The organism is Thermopirellula anaerolimosa, from assembly GCF_054657335.1.
This window is the reverse complement of the sequence record NZ_BAAHYX010000006.1, coordinates 220,491-236,656: the sequence shown is the minus strand read 5'-3', so window position 1 is coordinate 236,656 and position 16,166 is coordinate 220,491. Positions and strand designations below refer to the sequence as shown.

At 60.8% G+C, this 16,166-nt stretch carries 12 protein-coding genes and 1 tRNA gene; 6 read left to right on the top strand and 7 right to left on the bottom strand.

All coding sequences use genetic code 11. The annotated features are described in order from the left end of the window. Positions 1 to 17: 17 nt before the first annotated feature. The 3 genes from ACYQ6J_RS07030 (at position 18) to ACYQ6J_RS07020 (ending at position 3,760) form a co-directional block, all read left to right on the top strand. Positions 18 to 1,562 carry a phage portal protein family protein gene (locus tag ACYQ6J_RS07030; RefSeq protein WP_460183474.1) on the top strand — a complete coding sequence of 515 codons (1,545 nt, stop codon included), beginning with the start codon at positions 18 to 20 and terminating at the stop codon, positions 1,560 to 1,562. Positions 1,563 to 1,615: 53 nt separating this feature from the next. Then, on the top strand, positions 1,616 to 2,200 hold the full coding sequence (locus ACYQ6J_RS07025; protein WP_460183473.1) for a hypothetical protein: 585 nt from the start codon (positions 1,616 to 1,618) through the stop codon (positions 2,198 to 2,200). A 123-nt stretch (positions 2,201 to 2,323) separates the two neighbouring features. Continuing rightward, positions 2,324 to 3,760: a transposase gene (locus tag ACYQ6J_RS07020; RefSeq protein WP_460183472.1), complete on the top strand. Its 1,437-nt coding sequence runs from the start codon at positions 2,324 to 2,326 to the stop codon at positions 3,758 to 3,760. 576 nt (positions 3,761 to 4,336) lie between these two features. On the opposite strand, the gene ACYQ6J_RS07015 is transcribed toward ACYQ6J_RS07020, so the two are convergent. After that, complete coding sequence (locus ACYQ6J_RS07015; protein ID WP_460183471.1) at positions 4,337 to 6,229, bottom strand: redoxin domain-containing protein; 1,893 nt, start codon at positions 6,227 to 6,229, stop codon at positions 4,337 to 4,339. A 389-nt stretch (positions 6,230 to 6,618) separates the two neighbouring features. Here ACYQ6J_RS07015 and ACYQ6J_RS07010 point away from each other — a divergent pair. Beyond that, positions 6,619 to 6,692 (top strand) — tRNA-Ile (locus tag ACYQ6J_RS07010). Between the two features lie 98 nt (positions 6,693 to 6,790). Here ACYQ6J_RS07010 and ACYQ6J_RS07005 read toward each other — a convergent pair. The 3 genes from ACYQ6J_RS07005 to thiD form a co-directional block, all read right to left on the bottom strand. Further along, positions 6,791 to 7,831: a glycosyltransferase gene (locus ACYQ6J_RS07005; RefSeq protein ID WP_460185531.1), complete on the bottom strand. Its 1,041-nt coding sequence runs from the start codon at positions 7,829 to 7,831 to the stop codon at positions 6,791 to 6,793. Between the two features lie 191 nt (positions 7,832 to 8,022). Beyond that, entirely contained in the window at positions 8,023 to 8,256 is a 234-nt protein-coding gene (locus ACYQ6J_RS07000) for a DUF2905 domain-containing protein (RefSeq protein ID WP_460183470.1), read from the bottom strand. 61 nt (positions 8,257 to 8,317) lie between these two features. Further along, positions 8,318 to 9,115, bottom strand: coding sequence for a bifunctional hydroxymethylpyrimidine kinase/phosphomethylpyrimidine kinase (gene thiD, locus ACYQ6J_RS06995; protein ID WP_460183469.1), 798 nt, complete (start codon positions 9,113 to 9,115; stop codon positions 8,318 to 8,320). Positions 9,116 to 9,348: 233 nt separating this feature from the next. Here thiD and ACYQ6J_RS06990 point away from each other — a divergent pair, with 233 nt between their 5' ends. Both ACYQ6J_RS06990 and ACYQ6J_RS06985 read left to right on the top strand, forming a co-directional pair. Then, entirely contained in the window at positions 9,349 to 9,900 is a 552-nt protein-coding gene (locus ACYQ6J_RS06990; protein WP_460183468.1) for a hypothetical protein, read from the top strand. Next, the gene (locus ACYQ6J_RS06985; RefSeq protein ID WP_460183467.1) at positions 9,897 to 10,973 is read left to right on the top strand and encodes an Mrp/NBP35 family ATP-binding protein; all 1,077 of its coding nucleotides are present in this window, start codon (positions 9,897 to 9,899) and stop codon (positions 10,971 to 10,973) included. The genes ACYQ6J_RS06990 and ACYQ6J_RS06985 overlap by 4 nt, the downstream gene beginning before the upstream one ends. 126 nt (positions 10,974 to 11,099) lie before the next feature. On the opposite strand, the gene pyrF is transcribed toward ACYQ6J_RS06985, so the two are convergent. The 3 genes from pyrF to pheS all read right to left on the bottom strand — a co-directional run bounded on the left by pyrF (position 11,100) and on the right by pheS (position 15,675). Continuing rightward, a complete protein-coding gene (gene pyrF, locus ACYQ6J_RS06980) occupies positions 11,100 to 12,077 on the bottom strand; it encodes an orotidine-5'-phosphate decarboxylase (protein ID WP_460183466.1) in 978 nt (325 codons plus the stop codon). Positions 12,078 to 12,140: 63 nt separating this feature from the next. Beyond that, the gene (gene pheT / locus ACYQ6J_RS06975) at positions 12,141 to 14,525 is read right to left on the bottom strand and encodes a phenylalanine--tRNA ligase subunit beta (RefSeq protein ID WP_460183465.1); all 2,385 of its coding nucleotides are present in this window, start codon (positions 14,523 to 14,525) and stop codon (positions 12,141 to 12,143) included. 124 nt (positions 14,526 to 14,649) lie between these two features. Further along, on the bottom strand, positions 14,650 to 15,675 hold the full coding sequence (pheS, locus tag ACYQ6J_RS06970; RefSeq protein WP_460183464.1) for a phenylalanine--tRNA ligase subunit alpha: 1,026 nt from the start codon (positions 15,673 to 15,675) through the stop codon (positions 14,650 to 14,652). Positions 15,676 to 16,166: the final 491 nt, after the last annotated feature.

The window sequence follows — 16,166 nt, the reverse complement described above, 5'->3', positions numbered from 1 at the left end:
CCGTCATCGAGGCAACCATGAGCGACGAGGCCGTTTGGATTGCGCCCGGGGAGCCGCCCCGGCGCCTGGACCTGACCCAATCGGGAACGGAAAGCCGACTGCTGCCCAACCTGGGACAATCCGCGGTCCCCCACGTGGTGACCTTCGCGGGCGTCTACGGCGGCGGGTCCAAATCCTACATGTCCAGCGACGAGGCCCTCCAGCATTCCTGGTCCAATGCCCAATACCTCCGGCAGGACGTCGCCGTGATGGAGCCGCTGGAGGTCCGGAAACGGGCCGTCGCCCTGCTCGACTGGCACATCGAACCCGACGACCCCGACGACCCGGAACAGGCCGAGGCGGCCGAGGAAGTGACCTACCTTCTGCGACGTCTGCCGAATTTCACCCAGTACCGCGAGACCCTCCTTGAGGCCGTCTTCTACGGCCGCTACGCGGTCGTGAACCGTTGCCGTTGGTTCTCCCGCAAGGGGAGGCAATTGATCGGCGTCGGCCATTGGCGCCCCCTCCACGGGGATAAACTCGTGTGGCGCTGGATCGACGACCGGGGCGACTTCGACCCCGAGGAATTCGGGATCCGGATTTCTCTCGCCACGCCCGGGGAAGGGGCCTCGCGTTATCGGGCCTGGGCGGAGGCCAACGGCGGGCGCATCCTCACAACCCACCTCGGCCCGGCCTTTTTCCCGCCGGAACACCTGCGCGAGCTAATTACCATCCACCGCCACACCGTCGAGGACGGCGATTACCACGCGCCGCAAAACGCCGCCCGCGTGTTCGGGGTCGGCGTCCGCTCGCGGATTTATTGGTCCTGGTACCAGAAACAAGAAGCGCTGGCGTGGCTGATGGAGTTCTTGGAACGTTCCGCGCTGGGAATCGAACTATGGTACTATCCGGCGGGGAGCGAACGGGCCAAGGAGGACATGGTCCGGGCGGCTACGGAGCGGATCGGCAACGCCCGCAACGTCCTCATCATCCCCCGCCCCGCCGGCCCGGAGGGCGGGGCCTACGGCGTGCAATTGGTCCACCCCGATCTCTCGGGCGCCCATACGCTGAAGGACATCATCACGGAATACTTCGGGCACCAAATCAAACGCTACATCCTCGGCCAGACCCTCACCACGGAGGCCCACGCCACGGGATTGGGCTCCAACCTCGCGTCCATCCACCTGGATACCTTCCTGCAAATCGTCCAATATGATTCCATCAACCTGGCCGAGACGCTCACCACCGAGCTGGTCGCTCGGATCGTCAAGTGGAACTATCCCTGGTTCGACGAATGCCCGTCACGGCTGGTGATCGAGACCGAAAAGCCGGACGTGCTGGAACGACTCCAAGCCTTGCAGGCGGCCTATGGCATGGGACTGCCGATTCGCGCCCGCGACGTGCGGGAACTGTTGGGACTGGCGGAGCCGGCCGAGGATGAAGAGATTCTATCCCTCAATTCCGGTCGCGATGAGCAAAGGGAAGCGGGGATCGGAACGGGCGAGCCGGTGGGGACGGCGGAGGACCCCGCGGACCCTTTCTCCGGCTTGACCGGCCGCTCACGGGGCTGGACGCCGGATTAGGCCCTGCCCCGGAAACCTATACCCGCCCAAAGAAACCCGACGGGATCACGCGGGTGTACCAAGGCCGCTTGCAGATCCTCCTCAAAAGCCGCTGGCACAATGTGCAGGAGCCGGAGAAAGACCCGGACGGGTGGCGGCGGGGTTTCCTGGAGAGCGGGACAAGCGATCCCCTTTCGGACCATCCGCTTCGGGAACGACTGCGAACGATCCGGCAGAGCGTCTCGGAAAGTCTGGGGTTCGGTCGGAAGCGACGGGAGCGCGAACAGCGGCGGCAGAACAACCGCCGCATGGCGTCGCTGGCACTCACGCGCATCTGGCCCAGTCTGGGTGAAGAGGCCAAGCGCCGCCTGGCTCAGCACCATGCCACGATGATCGTGTGCAGCGACCTGGAGGAGGTGGCCCTGTGGGACACCCACCTGAAAAACGTGTTCGGAAAAAACGTCGAGCGCTCCAGCCTCGCAGGGTTTGTTCGAGCCCTTTGCGTTGTTCCCATCTCGCGTGATGGATTGAAGTTAGGAAGGGCCTGGAAAGGGCCTTCCCCGCAGGATGTGCGGAAAACGGGCGGTTTTTCCCGCGATGGAGCGATTTTTCCTGATTTTTCGACCAAGCCTGCGAGCAAGCGGGGATGTCATGCGTAGTAAATGTATGCGTTCACAAGGATCGGCTTGATCCAAAGCCCCTTGGTTGGTGCGGAACAAGAACTTTATCTGCAAAGCACGCCGTTGGCGGAATCCCTTGTTCTCCGGCTCAGGAAGACCTCCATGCAAATCCCCAACCTCCGACCTCTCTTCGCCTGGGATACCCTGGAAGATAGTCCCACCATTCGCACCCTGCGGGAATTTCTAACGTCCATTCCCGACGAGGAGTTTCTCGCATCTCTGGAGAGATCCCGGGGCAAGGGGCGGAACGACTATCCGGTCCGTGTGCTCTGGGGGACGTGGCTTTTGAAGATCGCCTTGCGGCATCCCACGATGGAGTCGTGCCTGGCCGAACTGAGGCGGAACGCGGAGCTGCGGAAGCTGATTGGGATCGAATCGGAGGATCAGGTTCCCAACGCCTGGAACATGTCGCGGTTCATGGAGCTGCTGGGCCGGGAACCGTTTCGCAGCCTCCTGCAGGAGATGTTCAACACGATGGTGCGGCGATTAGGCGAGGTGGTGCCGGACTTGGGAGAGAACCTGGCCGGGGACGCCACGGGGCTGAAGGCGCGGCGGAAGGAGGGACAGGCGGCGGAGGAGGAGAAGGCGGAAGGTCTTCCGCAACCCAAGGGCGGTCGCAAGGAGTACACGGACAAGGACGGGAACGTGACGCGGGTGGTGGAGTGGTTCGGGTTCAAGCTGCACCTGGCGGTGGATGTGAAGCACGAAGTGGTGTTGGGGTACAAGGTCACGGAGAGTACGGCCGGGGATGCCGAGACGTTGCCGGCGGTTTTGGAGCAGGTGAAACGGAATCTGCCGCAAGGTCGGATCAAGAGTCTGGCCTATGACAAGGCGGCCGACACGAATCCGGTGCATGAGTTGTTGTCGCGGGAGGGGATCAAGGCGGTAATCGAGAATCGGAGTTTGTGGAAGGAGGAGGCGGAGCGGATGTTGCCCGGCCACGATGGGAACTCGAACATCGTCTACGACGAGGCGGGGACGGTGTACTGTTACGATCGGGTGAGCCAACCGATGGTGCGGTATCGGATGGCCTACATCGGGTATGAGCCGTCGCGGGAGACGATCAAGTATCGGTGTCCGGCCAAGCACGAGGGGTGGGAGTGTCTGATGAGCAAGATTTGCAATGCGGGGAAGTCCTACGGGAAGACGGTGCGTGTGCCGCGGGAGATCGACTTGCGGCGGTTTCCGGCGATACCCCGGGCGACGCGGAAGTTTGAGCGGTTGTACCGCGGGCGGACGGCGGTGGAACGGGTAAATGCCCGGCTGAAGGTGTTTTGGGGGGTGGATGACGGGAACATCGTCGGGGCCCGGCGGTTTACGGCGGAGGTGGGGGCGGTGATGGTGGTGCACGCCGCGTTTGCGACGCTGTTGGCGATGGCCCCGCGTCGAGAGGGGACGTTGGGAAAGATGCGGCTCAGTCCGATTTCCAAGGCCTTGCGGGAAAGAGTCTACGGCAAGCCTGCCGCCCCGGGACATCCCGAGTCCGGCTCCGCCGCTGAGCAAGAGCCTTCAGGAAAACCCGCCGTAGCGGTCACCTAGGTTTTTTACCCCAGAGCGGCGGACGAATCGGGAATCTTGTCGGTGCTGAGCTCGTCTCGCAGGATGACGGTCTGCGCGGAGTGCGCGCGGAAGGCCGCCAAAGCACCGCTTTGAGGCGTTTTCTTCCCTCGAACGCCGCCTTTTCTTCCTTCGAGTGCCACCTTCCCGCCTCTGGAGTCCCCTCTTTTCAAGACTCCCCGCCCCACGTATTCACCTGATCCCTCTTCCGCGACTCTTCCTGACCTATCCAGCCTCGCGCTCTTAACTCACTCCCCCGCCAAAAAGTTTACAACGCAAACGGCTCCAACCTGAGTCCGGATGGGGTCATTCTGTCACCATGCCCGCTCGATTTGCGTGACTCATCGGGGAACATGGCCGAGATGCAAGGGATTTGATGCAATTCTTCCCCGGGTCCGGCGATGGTTTCCGGCATGCGGATAGGCGGCGGTTGGGCCGAAGCGGGGCATCGCGTCGTACCAACAAGCAAAAACGCCGCGTCCCGAGAAACGCGGCGCTCGACGCCGGCGGCTTGGTTGCCGTCTTCGCCGGTATCGCAGTCCGGCGGAACCGATGGGCTTAGCGAATGATTTGCTTGAGCTTTGCTTCCAGTTCGGTGGCCACGACGCTTCGGTCCACGACACGGCCTTGGCCGTCCAAAAGGATGGTGGTGGGAACCGTCAGGATTCCTAATTCCAGGGCCGGTCTGCTCTCCATGCCTCCTTCTTCGCGAATCTGCGGCCAGGGAAGCTTAGCTTCGCGGAGGTACGCCGTCATGTCCGCTGCGTCGGTATCCACGTTGACGCCGATGACCGCCAACTGACTGCCATAGCGTGAGAGCAGATCCTTCAGGATCGCCATTTCCGCCTTGCAAGGCTCGCACCAACTGGCCCAATACTGGATGACCACCGCCTTACCGCGATATGCGGCCAAGTCCACCGTGCCACCCTGCGGGTCTTTCCCCTTGAAATCGAGCACTTGGCCCTCCATCGTTAGCCGTTTCAGCGCGCCACGCGCTCGGATGCCCTCCGGCGAGTCGGGGAATCGAGTCGCCAATAATTCATATTGGCGTCGCGCTCCCTCCTCATCGCCCAAGTATTCTTTCCCGACGGCGATCTGCATAATCGCCTCCGGCGCGTCCGGCGCCTCGGGAAAATCCTTCAAGAACTGCTCGAGGTTGGCGATCCAATTGGTGAGGACCTTGTTATAGTCTGCGTCGGGGGCTTGCAGGCTCAGTCCGTACTCCGCCGCCAATTGGCGAAATCGCACGTACGCCGCGAGAGCCTGCTGGGAGGAGTCCTTGGCGACTTGGTCGTACAGGGCCTTCAGGCGTGCCGCTCCCTCGGGAAAGGTTCCACTTTGAGCGGTTGCGCTCAACGTGTCCGCCAATTGCTTCAGCCATGTGACCCGGTCTTCAGGTCGCGTCGCGGCAGCGGCCAACGCTTGGAGCAGATCGGCCCGTTTGCCGTTCAGTTCCGTTTGCTCATCCAGAGATTTGGCCTCCGACAATGCCTTTTCCAGCTTCTCCAAATCGGCCAACAACTTCTGCATTTCCTCGGTGGGAGCATTTTCGACGGGCAATGTCGGCCCTGCCGGTGAGGGCGGTCGGAAGAACACCCCTCCGGCCAAAGAGTCGGCGGCATTCTCATCCAAAATGAAAGGGGCATTGACCAACCGCCAAGCGTCTCCGACCTGGATCATTGCTCCCAGAAAAACTTGAATCGTGCCTTGTTGCGACTCCGCGAAGGCCACCGCGTTGTCGTACACCACGATATCACGCGACAGTCCCGATGTGCCTGCCGGCACGACACCCGGTCGGTGACCGGCGAATTGAATCCATTTCAAAGCCCCCACGGCGGGAACCTTGGCCGCATTTTCGGCGAAACGGCTTTCCGCGCCTTGCAGCAGGCCGGTAAGCTCTTGCGTATAAGCTGGCCCCAAATCCAATGTCTTGAGTTCGGCCGGGGTCGCCAGCAATACACGAAATCGCGGCAAATCCTTGGCGAGAAGGGCCGTCACCGCCTCTTCCGCTACTTCCTCGGCCGAGATCTGTTTCCACTGGTCGATGGTCCCATCCTCATTCGAGTCGAGTCCCCAACGACTGCCGCCGGTATTCAGCCAACGGCTTTGATCCACCTTACCGTTTCCGTTGGAGTCGATGTCGCGGTAGACCTCCAGGCCGCCCTGAAAGTAGCACCACGAATCGACCTTGTTGTCTCCGTTGGTATCGAGGAAGCGACGGAGAACGAAACCTTTGCCGTCTTTTACCGTCCAACCGGTCGATTGGCCGATCTTCTCCGCCTCAACTTTGCACTGGGCCAATTCATCGCCTGAGGGCGTGTCAATGGTGACCCCCTTTTGAAACGGCTTGAACACTAGGGTTTGCTCGACGGTCGGAGGGGCCGCCATCGCGACACCACCCATCCACACCGTCATCACAATCGCGGAAATCGCCGAAAAACGAAGCCACATCGATGACTTTCCTCCGTCTCGAGCCGACATTCCTTTGACCTCACCGTCGCGATGCACAGGCCGCGCTGCCGCAACGACGCTGTTTCTTGTATTCGGGATCCACCCCGGAGCAAGGTTTCGCCGAGCCGATTAAGACTTTGGCCGTGCCGTGGTCGGGACGGCCTGCGGTCGCACGTCTTCGCTCTCTGCTATGACTTAGGGCCCCGACTTTACAGAGCCGAGTGACAAGCTACAATAGCAGTTCGAGAGTTGGTGAGGGGGCATTGCCTCACGGAGCTTCCGTCTCAACAAGCAGGAATGTGACGGACTTGACGCCGGGTAGCCTGGGCCATGCAGGAAGTCCGGACCAGTGCGAAAGGTCAATAGCCTGCTGGCGGTCAAATAGGATCGGGCGCATAGCTCAGTTGGTTAGAGCGCGTCCCTGATAAGGACGAGGTCCGTGGTTCGAATCCACGTGCGCCCACTCTCAGGGGTGGGTTATTGCATGGCTAGACCCAGCCTAGTGGGTTGGGTTTTCCGGATGCGTAGTCTGACCGTCTGTGTCGCGGTTTTTCGCGGTGTTCACCGTCTGAGCAGTTCGTAAACCAGGCTCAGCGTCTGCTCCACCATTCGATCGGCAGGGAATTGCCGTTCAGCGGCGGATTGGGCGGTCGTCGTTAGGCGGTATCGATCTTCCACCGGAAGGTCCAAAGCGGCCTCCATAGCCGTTACCAGCGAGCGACTGTCGCCCGGTGGGACGAGCCAACCCAAAACCTTCCCTTCGGCCACACCCGGCGGCGAGAGTATTTCCGGTATGCCGCCGACTTCGGATGCGATGACGGGCAAGCCCAACAGCATCGCCTCGATTACCGAACTTCCCAGCCCCTCCGAGAGAGAGGGAAACACGAAGAGGTCCGCCGCGGCCAGGAGATCCGGCACATCTTCCCTGAAGCCGACCAAGGCGACGCGATCGGCGAGTCCCGCTTCCGCGATTTGCGAGTTCAAGGACTCCCTGAGTTCGCCGTCGCCCACGATGACCAGGAAGGCGTTTTCCCTCTTCGCCGCCACGTCTCGAAAGGCTTCGATCAAAACCGCCTGCCCCTTGGCGGGCGTAAGTTTGCCCACATTGATCAGAAATACGGCGTTGGAAGTATTCACGGCCTGCGGCAGGAAGCGACGTAGTGCTTCAGCGCCGCGGACGGGATCCGCGTGTTTGATGCGTTCGAGCGAAACGCCGTCATAGACCAACCGTAGTCGGTCGGGCGGAAGACCGGCATTCCGACAAACCCGAACGGCGGCGGCGGACGCACAGATGACCACGTTGCAAAAATGCCGGTACAGGCTCGCAGATCGCAGTGGAAAAAGCGTGCGTTTGGTCGCGACTCGGACGGCTTTCAAGCCCAAACTGGCCACCGACCCCAAAAATGCGGCTTTTGGATCATTCCAATAAAGGACGTGCGGACGGAATCGGCGAAGGGCTGAACGGATTTGCCATGCCGAGGCAGGAGTCCACGAACTGAAAACAGCCCTTGTCTCACTTGCCGGTGGCACTTTGTGAGCCAAAGGCGAACTGCGAGGCGTCAGGAGGAGAACCTCGTGCCCGCGCGCAGCCAGTCCTTGCACCAAGAGTTTTGCCTGCTCTTCGCCGCCTCCCCATCCTCGCTGAGCAGAAAGGACTGCGATGCGCAGCAACATTGGCTGGCGGGGTGAAGCATCGCACTGAGAATTTAAGGCACCGCGATCATCCATGCAGCACAGTTGCAACAACGACTTGGTTTTCGCGTGAAGTCCGCGACTCGGTGACGGCATTTACCCTATCGCCACCAGCGAGCCAAGAGATTGATTACGACGGTGACGAACAAGCTCAAGAGTAAACAGGTCACGAGAGGAAAATAAAACTCCCATCCCCGCCCGCGGAGCACGATATCGCCGGGCAAACGCCCCAGCCCAAAACCCAGCAACTTGGCGACGCCAAGCGAGAGTCCCATCGCAACAAGCACAATCACTATTCCTGCAAGCAATCGCCATTCCGAGATGTTTTCGCTCATTGTCGCGCCCATATAGGGACCTGGGTCAATGCTCGTGTCCCATCCGTTCAGTCGGAAAGTCTTATTCGGCAGACCGCCGAGTTGGTCGTAAATTCAGGTCCAGCGGTCCCCGCCCCTTGCCCAAACCGGGCGCCTGACGAATCGCTTCGGTCACGAATTCCTTGGCGGCTTGAACCGCGTCCGGAACGGGCATCCCGCGGGCCAATCCCGCAGCGATTGCCGCCGAAAAGGCACACCCCGAACCGTGCGTGTGCGGCGTTCGGATGCGTTCGGCGCGAAAGAATCTGCAACACCCCTCACCGAACAGTACGTCGGGGGCATCGTCCGCGATTTCCGGCCCTTTGAGAAGGACATAGCGCGGGCCCAATTCCGCAATAGCTTCGGCGGCCCGAATCATGCTCGGCTCGTCAACAACCGCGATACCGGTCAAAGCCTCGGCCTCATAAGCGTTGGGGGTTGCGATGAGCGCGGCGGGCAAAAGTCGTCGGCGGACGGCCTCTAAGCCATCGTCGTCGATCAGACGATCGCGACTCTTGCTGACCACGACCGGATCTACGACCAAGGGGAACGAGAATTCGCCGGCCCTTTCCGCAACCAGATTGACGATCTCAGAGCTTCCCAAAGCACCGGTCTTGGCGGCGGCGGGAGGAATGTCCTCTAAGACGGCGTCCAACTGGGCGGCGACAAAATTCGCCGAACACGTCTGCACCTGTCGGACGCCGACGGTGTTTTGCACCGTTAGCAGCGTCACCACCGCCGTGCCGAAGACATCCCATTGTTGAAACACCTTCAGATCGGCTTGAAGCCCAGCGCCTCCGGAAGGGTCCGATCCGGCGATTGTCATCGCCACGGGAATCATTGCTTTCTCCCTCGGTACTCCGACTTCGTGTATTCACCCCCCAAACATTGTAGCGAAGCGGCGGTTTCCTTGCCGCCCGCTGCGATCGGCGCTAGGATGAAGGGGAGTCGAGGCCGATTGCGAGTACCGCTTCCAAATGGGGCAAAAGCGCCGCTTCGGCAGCGGGGGTTGGCGGCGGATCGCAATTCGATCTCTCACGCGGTCTTCACACGGCGGAACAAAGAGGTTGGCGTATGAGTCGGATGCCGTCGATGCAAGACGAGCGTCTTCCGCCCGCGGTGTTGCTTTACGAGAGACGGGGCTTGTGGCATGTCGCCCTGCGCTCGCGGTGGCGCGAGTCGTTCGCGGACCGCGGAGACGTTTCGGCGCCGGCCTGGATACGTTTCGGCCGCATGGCGGAGATTCGCCGACTCGCAACTCAAAGGCCGGGTTCCTTCTTCGTGCTTGAAGTGCGACCCGGTTGGGAGTCGAACATCGCGGCGGAAATCGCCTACCTCCGTCGCTGGCATTCGGAAAGCAAGGTCGCGGCGGTGTCACCGCGAGCAAAGGAGTTGGAAGTTTTTTTTCGTGAAATGGGAGTCGCTGCGGTAGCCGATCGAGTCGCCTTTGCCGGGCCGCTTGCCGCCGTGATTTACGGCCATTTTCGAGCCTTGCCCGGGCATTTTGTTGATCCTTGGGCGGCGGCGTGGGATGGCATTCCATGGCGTGAGTTTTCAAGCACCGCAGGCAACCCGATTTTGCGGCATCAGGAAATGACGGCCAGCAAGGGAGAAGAAACGGAATGACCGCGATTGCGCGTGAAGACGTTCTCAAAGCGTTGTCGGACTTTCGCGACCCCGAAACCGGACGCGACGTGGTTCGCTTGAACCAGGTCTCAGACGTGACGGTTCGAGACGGGCAAGTGGACGTGACGTTGGGGCTGACCACGTTGTCCGCTCCGCTGTGGTCGGAATTGCAGGAGGAAGCCAAGAATCTGCTGACATCCCGACTGCCGGTCGGTACGGAAATAAACGTCAAAATCACGCAGCATCACCGTCCGGCCGAAAAGCTGGGCGCGATCGGTCTGACTGCGAAGGCCGTCATTGCCGTGGGTTCGGGAAAAGGCGGTGTGGGCAAGAGCACCGTGGCGACGGCCCTGGCCTTGGGGTTGGCTCGCTCCGGCTCTCAAGTGGGTTTGATGGACGCCGACGTGTACGGTCCCAGCGTGCCGCATCTGCTTGGTGCAACCGAACGACCGACGCTGTACGAGGGAAAAATCCAGCCCATCAACGTGGACGGCCTCCGCGTGATGTCGATGGGGTTCATCGTGCCCAAGGACGAAGCCGTCATCTGGCGAGGTCCCATGCTGCATGGGGCCGTGCAGCAGTTTTTGAAGGACACCGCGTGGGGTGAATTAGATTACTTGATCGTAGATATGCCGCCCGGCACCGGCGACATCGCGCTGAGCCTCTCGCAGCTACTCCCGGTGAGCGGCGCGATCGTGGTCTGCACTCCCCAGGAGTTGGCTTTGCTCGATGCGGTCAAGGCTGTGGCGATGTTCCGTAAAGTGAACATCGAAGTTCTGGGAATGGTGGAGAATATGAGTTGGTTCGTCTGTCCCGATTGCGGTTCCAGGCACGAGATCTTTGGGACGGGAGGAGCGAAGAAGAAGGCCGCAGAATTGGACGTGCCCTTTCTCGGGGAAATCCCCCTCAATGTGTCCTTAAGAATTCAGGGAGACATCGGTCGCCTTGTGGAGTGTTTTTCGGATCCGGTCAGCGCCCCGGCAATGGAAGAGGTTTGCCGCAATCTGGTCCGGAACTTGACGTCCAAACGGAGGTCCGAGCCGCAATTGCCGACGCTGTCGGTGCTAGGCTAACGTTCGATTCTGCGTGACTTGCGGACGACGGGTCCCGCTCACGAGGTACCAAGATCGTGGGCACGACGCTGTCGGGTCGTTCCGCATTGCGGGTGCGTCGCAGTAACCGTTCGGTTTCGGCCGCGGTCAAGTCGAACGAATTCGTCCGGCGGGCGTGTCCGCTCGAATCTCGGCCATCATGTCGCGAGTGGCCGCCTCGATAGCCTCCTGCCACCGCGCCGGACCGAATCGCTCATATTCTCGCCGACGGTAGGCAAAGATGACGGCACGAGAATTATTGATGACGGCGCCTCGCCCCCGAGCGTCGAACGCCGGCGCCACGTCGGCCGCGCCCGCCCCTTGGCTCCCATAGCCGGGCACAAGGAACCATGTATGCGGCATGGCCTCGCGTAATTCGGCAAGCTGCTCTCGATATGTCGCGCCCACCACGCCGCCGATGTCGCCGTAACCGCACTTGCCCAGGTGTTTGCACGCCAAGTCTTCCACGAGCGCGGCCACATGCCGATAGATCGGCTTTCCTTCGGCGACAAGATCTTGAAAGACTCGCCCGCCCGGATTGGAAGTCTTCACCAAGACGAAAACCCCGGCGCGACGTTCGCAAGCCGTTTGAACGAATGGGTCGAGAGCGTCGTCGCCCAAGTAAGGATTGACGGTGAGGGCATCGCCGCCCCAAGCACTAGTCTCGCCCGCCCCCAACATGCCCTGGGCGTATGCCAACGCGGTGGACCCGATATCGCCCCGCTTGCCATCCAGAATCACCAGCAGGCCGCCGCGATGGGCGTGTTGCACCAGGTCGGCCAAGACCGACAGGCCCGCCGGTCCGATTTGCTCGAAAAACGCCAATTGAAATTTGACGACAGGGACCAATCCCGCCGCCACGTCGAGCACGCCGCGACAGAAATTTTGCAGAGCGAGGGCCAAGCGTTCGTAGTTCCAACCCTGGGACTCTGGACCGGCTTGGAGTGCGGAAGCAGGCAATATGCTCTCCGGCAACATCGGCAAATGGGGATCGATGCCCACCACGACCGGCGTGCCCCGACGCACGACGGCTTGCTCCAAACGATCGATGAATTGATCCACGGCGGTTTCCCTGTTGGCGACCATGCATTTCCATCGGACGGCGGCGGTTGTCGCACCGTCGCCGTCCAATTGCCCTCACCACACTGCTCAACGCAAGACGATCTGATGCGACTCGAGATGCCGCAGGAATTCGCCGCGGAATGCGTCGATTTCATCCGCGGAAAGCGTGTGATCCGGCGCCGCTAAGTGGTAACGGAACGTATAACTCGCCTTTCCCGGCGGCAAGCCCTTGCCTTTGAATCGATACACGAATTCGCGACGAACGATCAAACGGTGCACAAACCGGTCGAGCACGGATTCCAGTTCGGCAAATCCCCGAGCAGCATCCCAGAGGAGCGAAAAATCCTGCCATGAGCCGGGGTAGACCGGAATCGCCGAAAACTTCACTGCCGGGTGCACCGCGATGGGTAAGGCCTCCAAATCCACTTCGAACCAGGCGACCTGACCGTCGGGAACAACCGTCTTCAACACGTTGCCCGTCAGCAAACCCATGCCGCCGACCGGCCCATTACTGCCGTGAATCACCAGCGATGAGCCGCTTTTCCCCCACGGAGATGCGTCCGCCGTCGCGGGTTCGAATCGGAATGGTGAGCCGCCGAGGCTCATCGCCACGTCCTCGAGCGCCCCTCGAATCCCGCGAATCAACTCTTCGGGGTCGGATCGCGCCGGTTGGTACGCAACGCCTGCCAAGAACGTCCGTTCCTGCCGGCCTTGCTCCGCCGCTCGAAAGACGCGACCGATTTCAAAAAGGCGGAAGTTGTCGCGGTGCGCGCGATTGGGACGCACCAGCGCCAGCAGGTTGGGCACCAGCGTGGTCCGCAGGGTGCCGTTGTGCTGGGCCGGCGGATTCCGCAATCGTAGCCCATCGGACGGCCGATATCCCAATTCGTCAAGCCAACGGACGTCGAACCATATGTAGTTCTGCACCTCGATGAATTGATGGGCCCCGGCTAACACTCGGCGGACCCGGTGTTCGCGTTGCAATCCTTCGTTGACCGGAAGATGCCCCAGCGGTGCCACCGGAAGTTGGGGCTCAATGCGCCCGTAACCGTAGATTCGCAGAATCTCCTCGACAATATCCGCCGGAATCGAAAGGTCGCGTCGGCTTCGGTGCGGCGGTATGCCGAGTTCCAGCAACTCCTGCCGGGAAACCACTTGGAACCCCAATCCGGTTAGGATCCTCTGAGCTTCATCACGCGGCACCGGGACGCCGGCCATGCGGTTGACTTGCGCCCAATCCATCAACAACGGGCGATGGCGGTCGTCGGGATCGCCAGCCACAGTGAATCGGCTCAACACCTCGAACGACTCGTTGGCCAAGACGAGGCATTGCAGAATTCGTGCGGCGGCGGTAATGACGTTGGCGGGCGGTTGGCTCTTTTCAAAACGTTGGGCCGCTTCCGTGCGAAGGTCCAATCGAACGGATGTCCGCCGCACACGATCGGCTCGAAAGTTTGCGCTCTCCAGCAGAACGTGCTGCGTCTCGCGACTGACTTCGCTATGCAACCCCCCCATGATGCCTGCCAGGGCTACCGGTTCTTTCTCGTTCCAGATCAACAGATCGTCCGGCAACATCCGCCGTTCTTGTCCGTCGAGGGTGACGAACACGCCTTCCTTGCCAAGAGATGCTACCCGAATTTTTCGTAGCTTATCTCCGTCGAAGGCATGGGTCGGTTGAGCCAATTCCCACATCACGTAGTTGGTTACGTCCACCGCCAGATTGAAGGTCCGCTGGCCCAAGGCATGCAAGCGACGTTGCATCCAGAGCGGCGACGGAACTCCCGCCCGAAAACGGAGGTCGATGCAACCGTAACAGGGGCAATCGTCGAAAGACGCGACTTCCAAGGGATAGGGCGGCAAGGACTCGAATTGAGAGAGATCGTAAACCGGGAGGGGTTTCAGCGGTCGATCGAGGATGACCGCAATTTCTCTTGCGAAACCGTAGTGTCCCCACAAATCTGGCCGGTGAGTCAGACTCTTGTTGTCGATCTCGATCAAGACGTCTTCCGGCGGAATCAGCGCGTCCAAAGGAGTACCAACGGGGATACCCTCCGGTATTTCGAGAATACCCTCGTGCCAGTGGCTCATACCCAACTCGGCGGCGGAGCACAAAACCCCTTCGCTGCGGCGACCGGCTACGGTTTGCTCGACGATGACTGTTTCGCCGGCCAACGTGACGCCTGCCGGGGCGAAGGCCGAAACCATGCCCGGGACAACATTCGGTGCTCCGCACACGCTTTCATACCGTCGCGTGCCGCAATCGACCTCCACACGCCTCAACCCGCCGGCGGCTTGCCCCTCGATGGCCTCGCACGCCGTCACGCGCCCCACCAACACGCCTTGCGTGTACCGTCGGATGAAGTGGAGGTCCTCGACTTCCGCCGTGGCCAGCGTCAAGCGCTCGGCCAGGTCCTGCGGCGAAACTCCTTGAAGGTCCACGAAATCGGAGATCCAGTCCAGTGAAATCTTCACGGAAAACCTCTTGCAAACGGTGTGGATCCTAAAGTTTTGCTATCGGTGTCTTGCCCTTTGCCGGCGCGGCCTTTCCGCCGGATCATGCGGACGAACTCGGCCGGAGCCTCCGTTTCGATCGCCCTTACATGGAAACCGGGAATTGTTCGTAAAAGCGAATGTCACCGGAATTGAAGAGGCGGATATCGGGGATGCCGAATTTCATCATCGCCATCCGCGTTAGTCCCATCCCGAAGGCGAAGCCGCTGAACACGGAAGTGTCGACGCGGCCGAACTCCAAAACTCGTGGGTGAACCAGCCCGCACGGAATCAATTCGATCCATCCGCTGCGTTTGCAGGTGGCGCAGCCCCCGCCGCCGCAAATCAGGCACTGAACGTCCAGTTCAAAGCCCGGTTCCACGAAGGGGAAAAAACCGGGTCGCAGTCGGACGGTGACTTCCCTGTGGAAGACCGCGGAGAGCAGCGTCTTCATGACGCCGATGAGGTGGGCGACGCTAATATCGCGATCCACCAGCAGGCCCTCTAGTTGGTAGAATGTGTTCTCGTGACTGGCGTCCATCGCTTCGTTGCGGAAGCATCGTCCCGGGAAGATCGCTCGGATCGGCGCTCCGAACTGTTCCAATGCCCGCACTTGATTGGCCGAGGTATGGGTTCGGAGCAGACGACCGTCCTCCAGCCAAAAGGTGTCCTGCATGTCGCGTGCGGGGTGATCGGGCGGGATATTAAGGGCATCGAAGTTGTAGTACTCGGTCTCGACCTCGTAGCCGGTCAGGACACGGAACCCCATGCCTTGAAGAATATCCTCCAGTTCTCGCTGGACCAACGAGATGGGGTGCATGGCGCCCAGTCGCCGATCGGTGCCCGGCAGGGAGAGGTCCGCCCCGCCCGTTGCTCCAGCTTTGGGACTTGCGTCCTGCGATGCCTGCTCCGCCGCCGTCCGGACGGCCTGCTCGGCCCGACCTTTCAACGAGTTCAGGCGTTGGCCGAACGACTTCTTCTCGTCCGGCGATAGCTTGCTGAAATCCGTATTTTTGGCGAGGAGGGTAATGATTCCCTTCCGCCCGAGGTACTTGATGCGGACCTGTTCAATCTCCGGTAAGCTCTTCGCTTGCCTAAGATCGGCCTCCAACTGTCGCCAAATATCTTCCACGACGCACCCCCCTACAGGATGAATCTCTTGGGTATCTAGGGAAAACGCATCTCTCCCTAGCGGCGGGCTTGTTTCGACAACTTCGAATCCGCGTGTTTGTCGCAAACGATCAATGTACCGCAGCGACCCGGGCTTGAGTATCCCGCGATTCGACGGCGACGGAGTGTTTCGCGTCGTTTGCAGCGGAAAATAACTCTTAGGAGTTGATTCTTTCCACCTAAAAGTGCCCATGCCGTACGTTCGGCTAACGTTTTGCCTCTATATTCCGCATCTTTCCTGTTTCCTCTCCAGGTCACAAATCTTGGGAACTCGGCACAACCGGCCTGCGTCTAACGGCAAAAGAGGGAGGAGAATGCGCGCGCCGGTTTCAACCTTTGCCGGACCGTGACGCCAACCCCTGTGTCGAGGTTGCGAGAAATCTAGTTGCGTCGATGCTTCGCAAGGTGCCAACGCCCAATTCGCAGAGTTCAACCGGACGGTCAAAATGGATA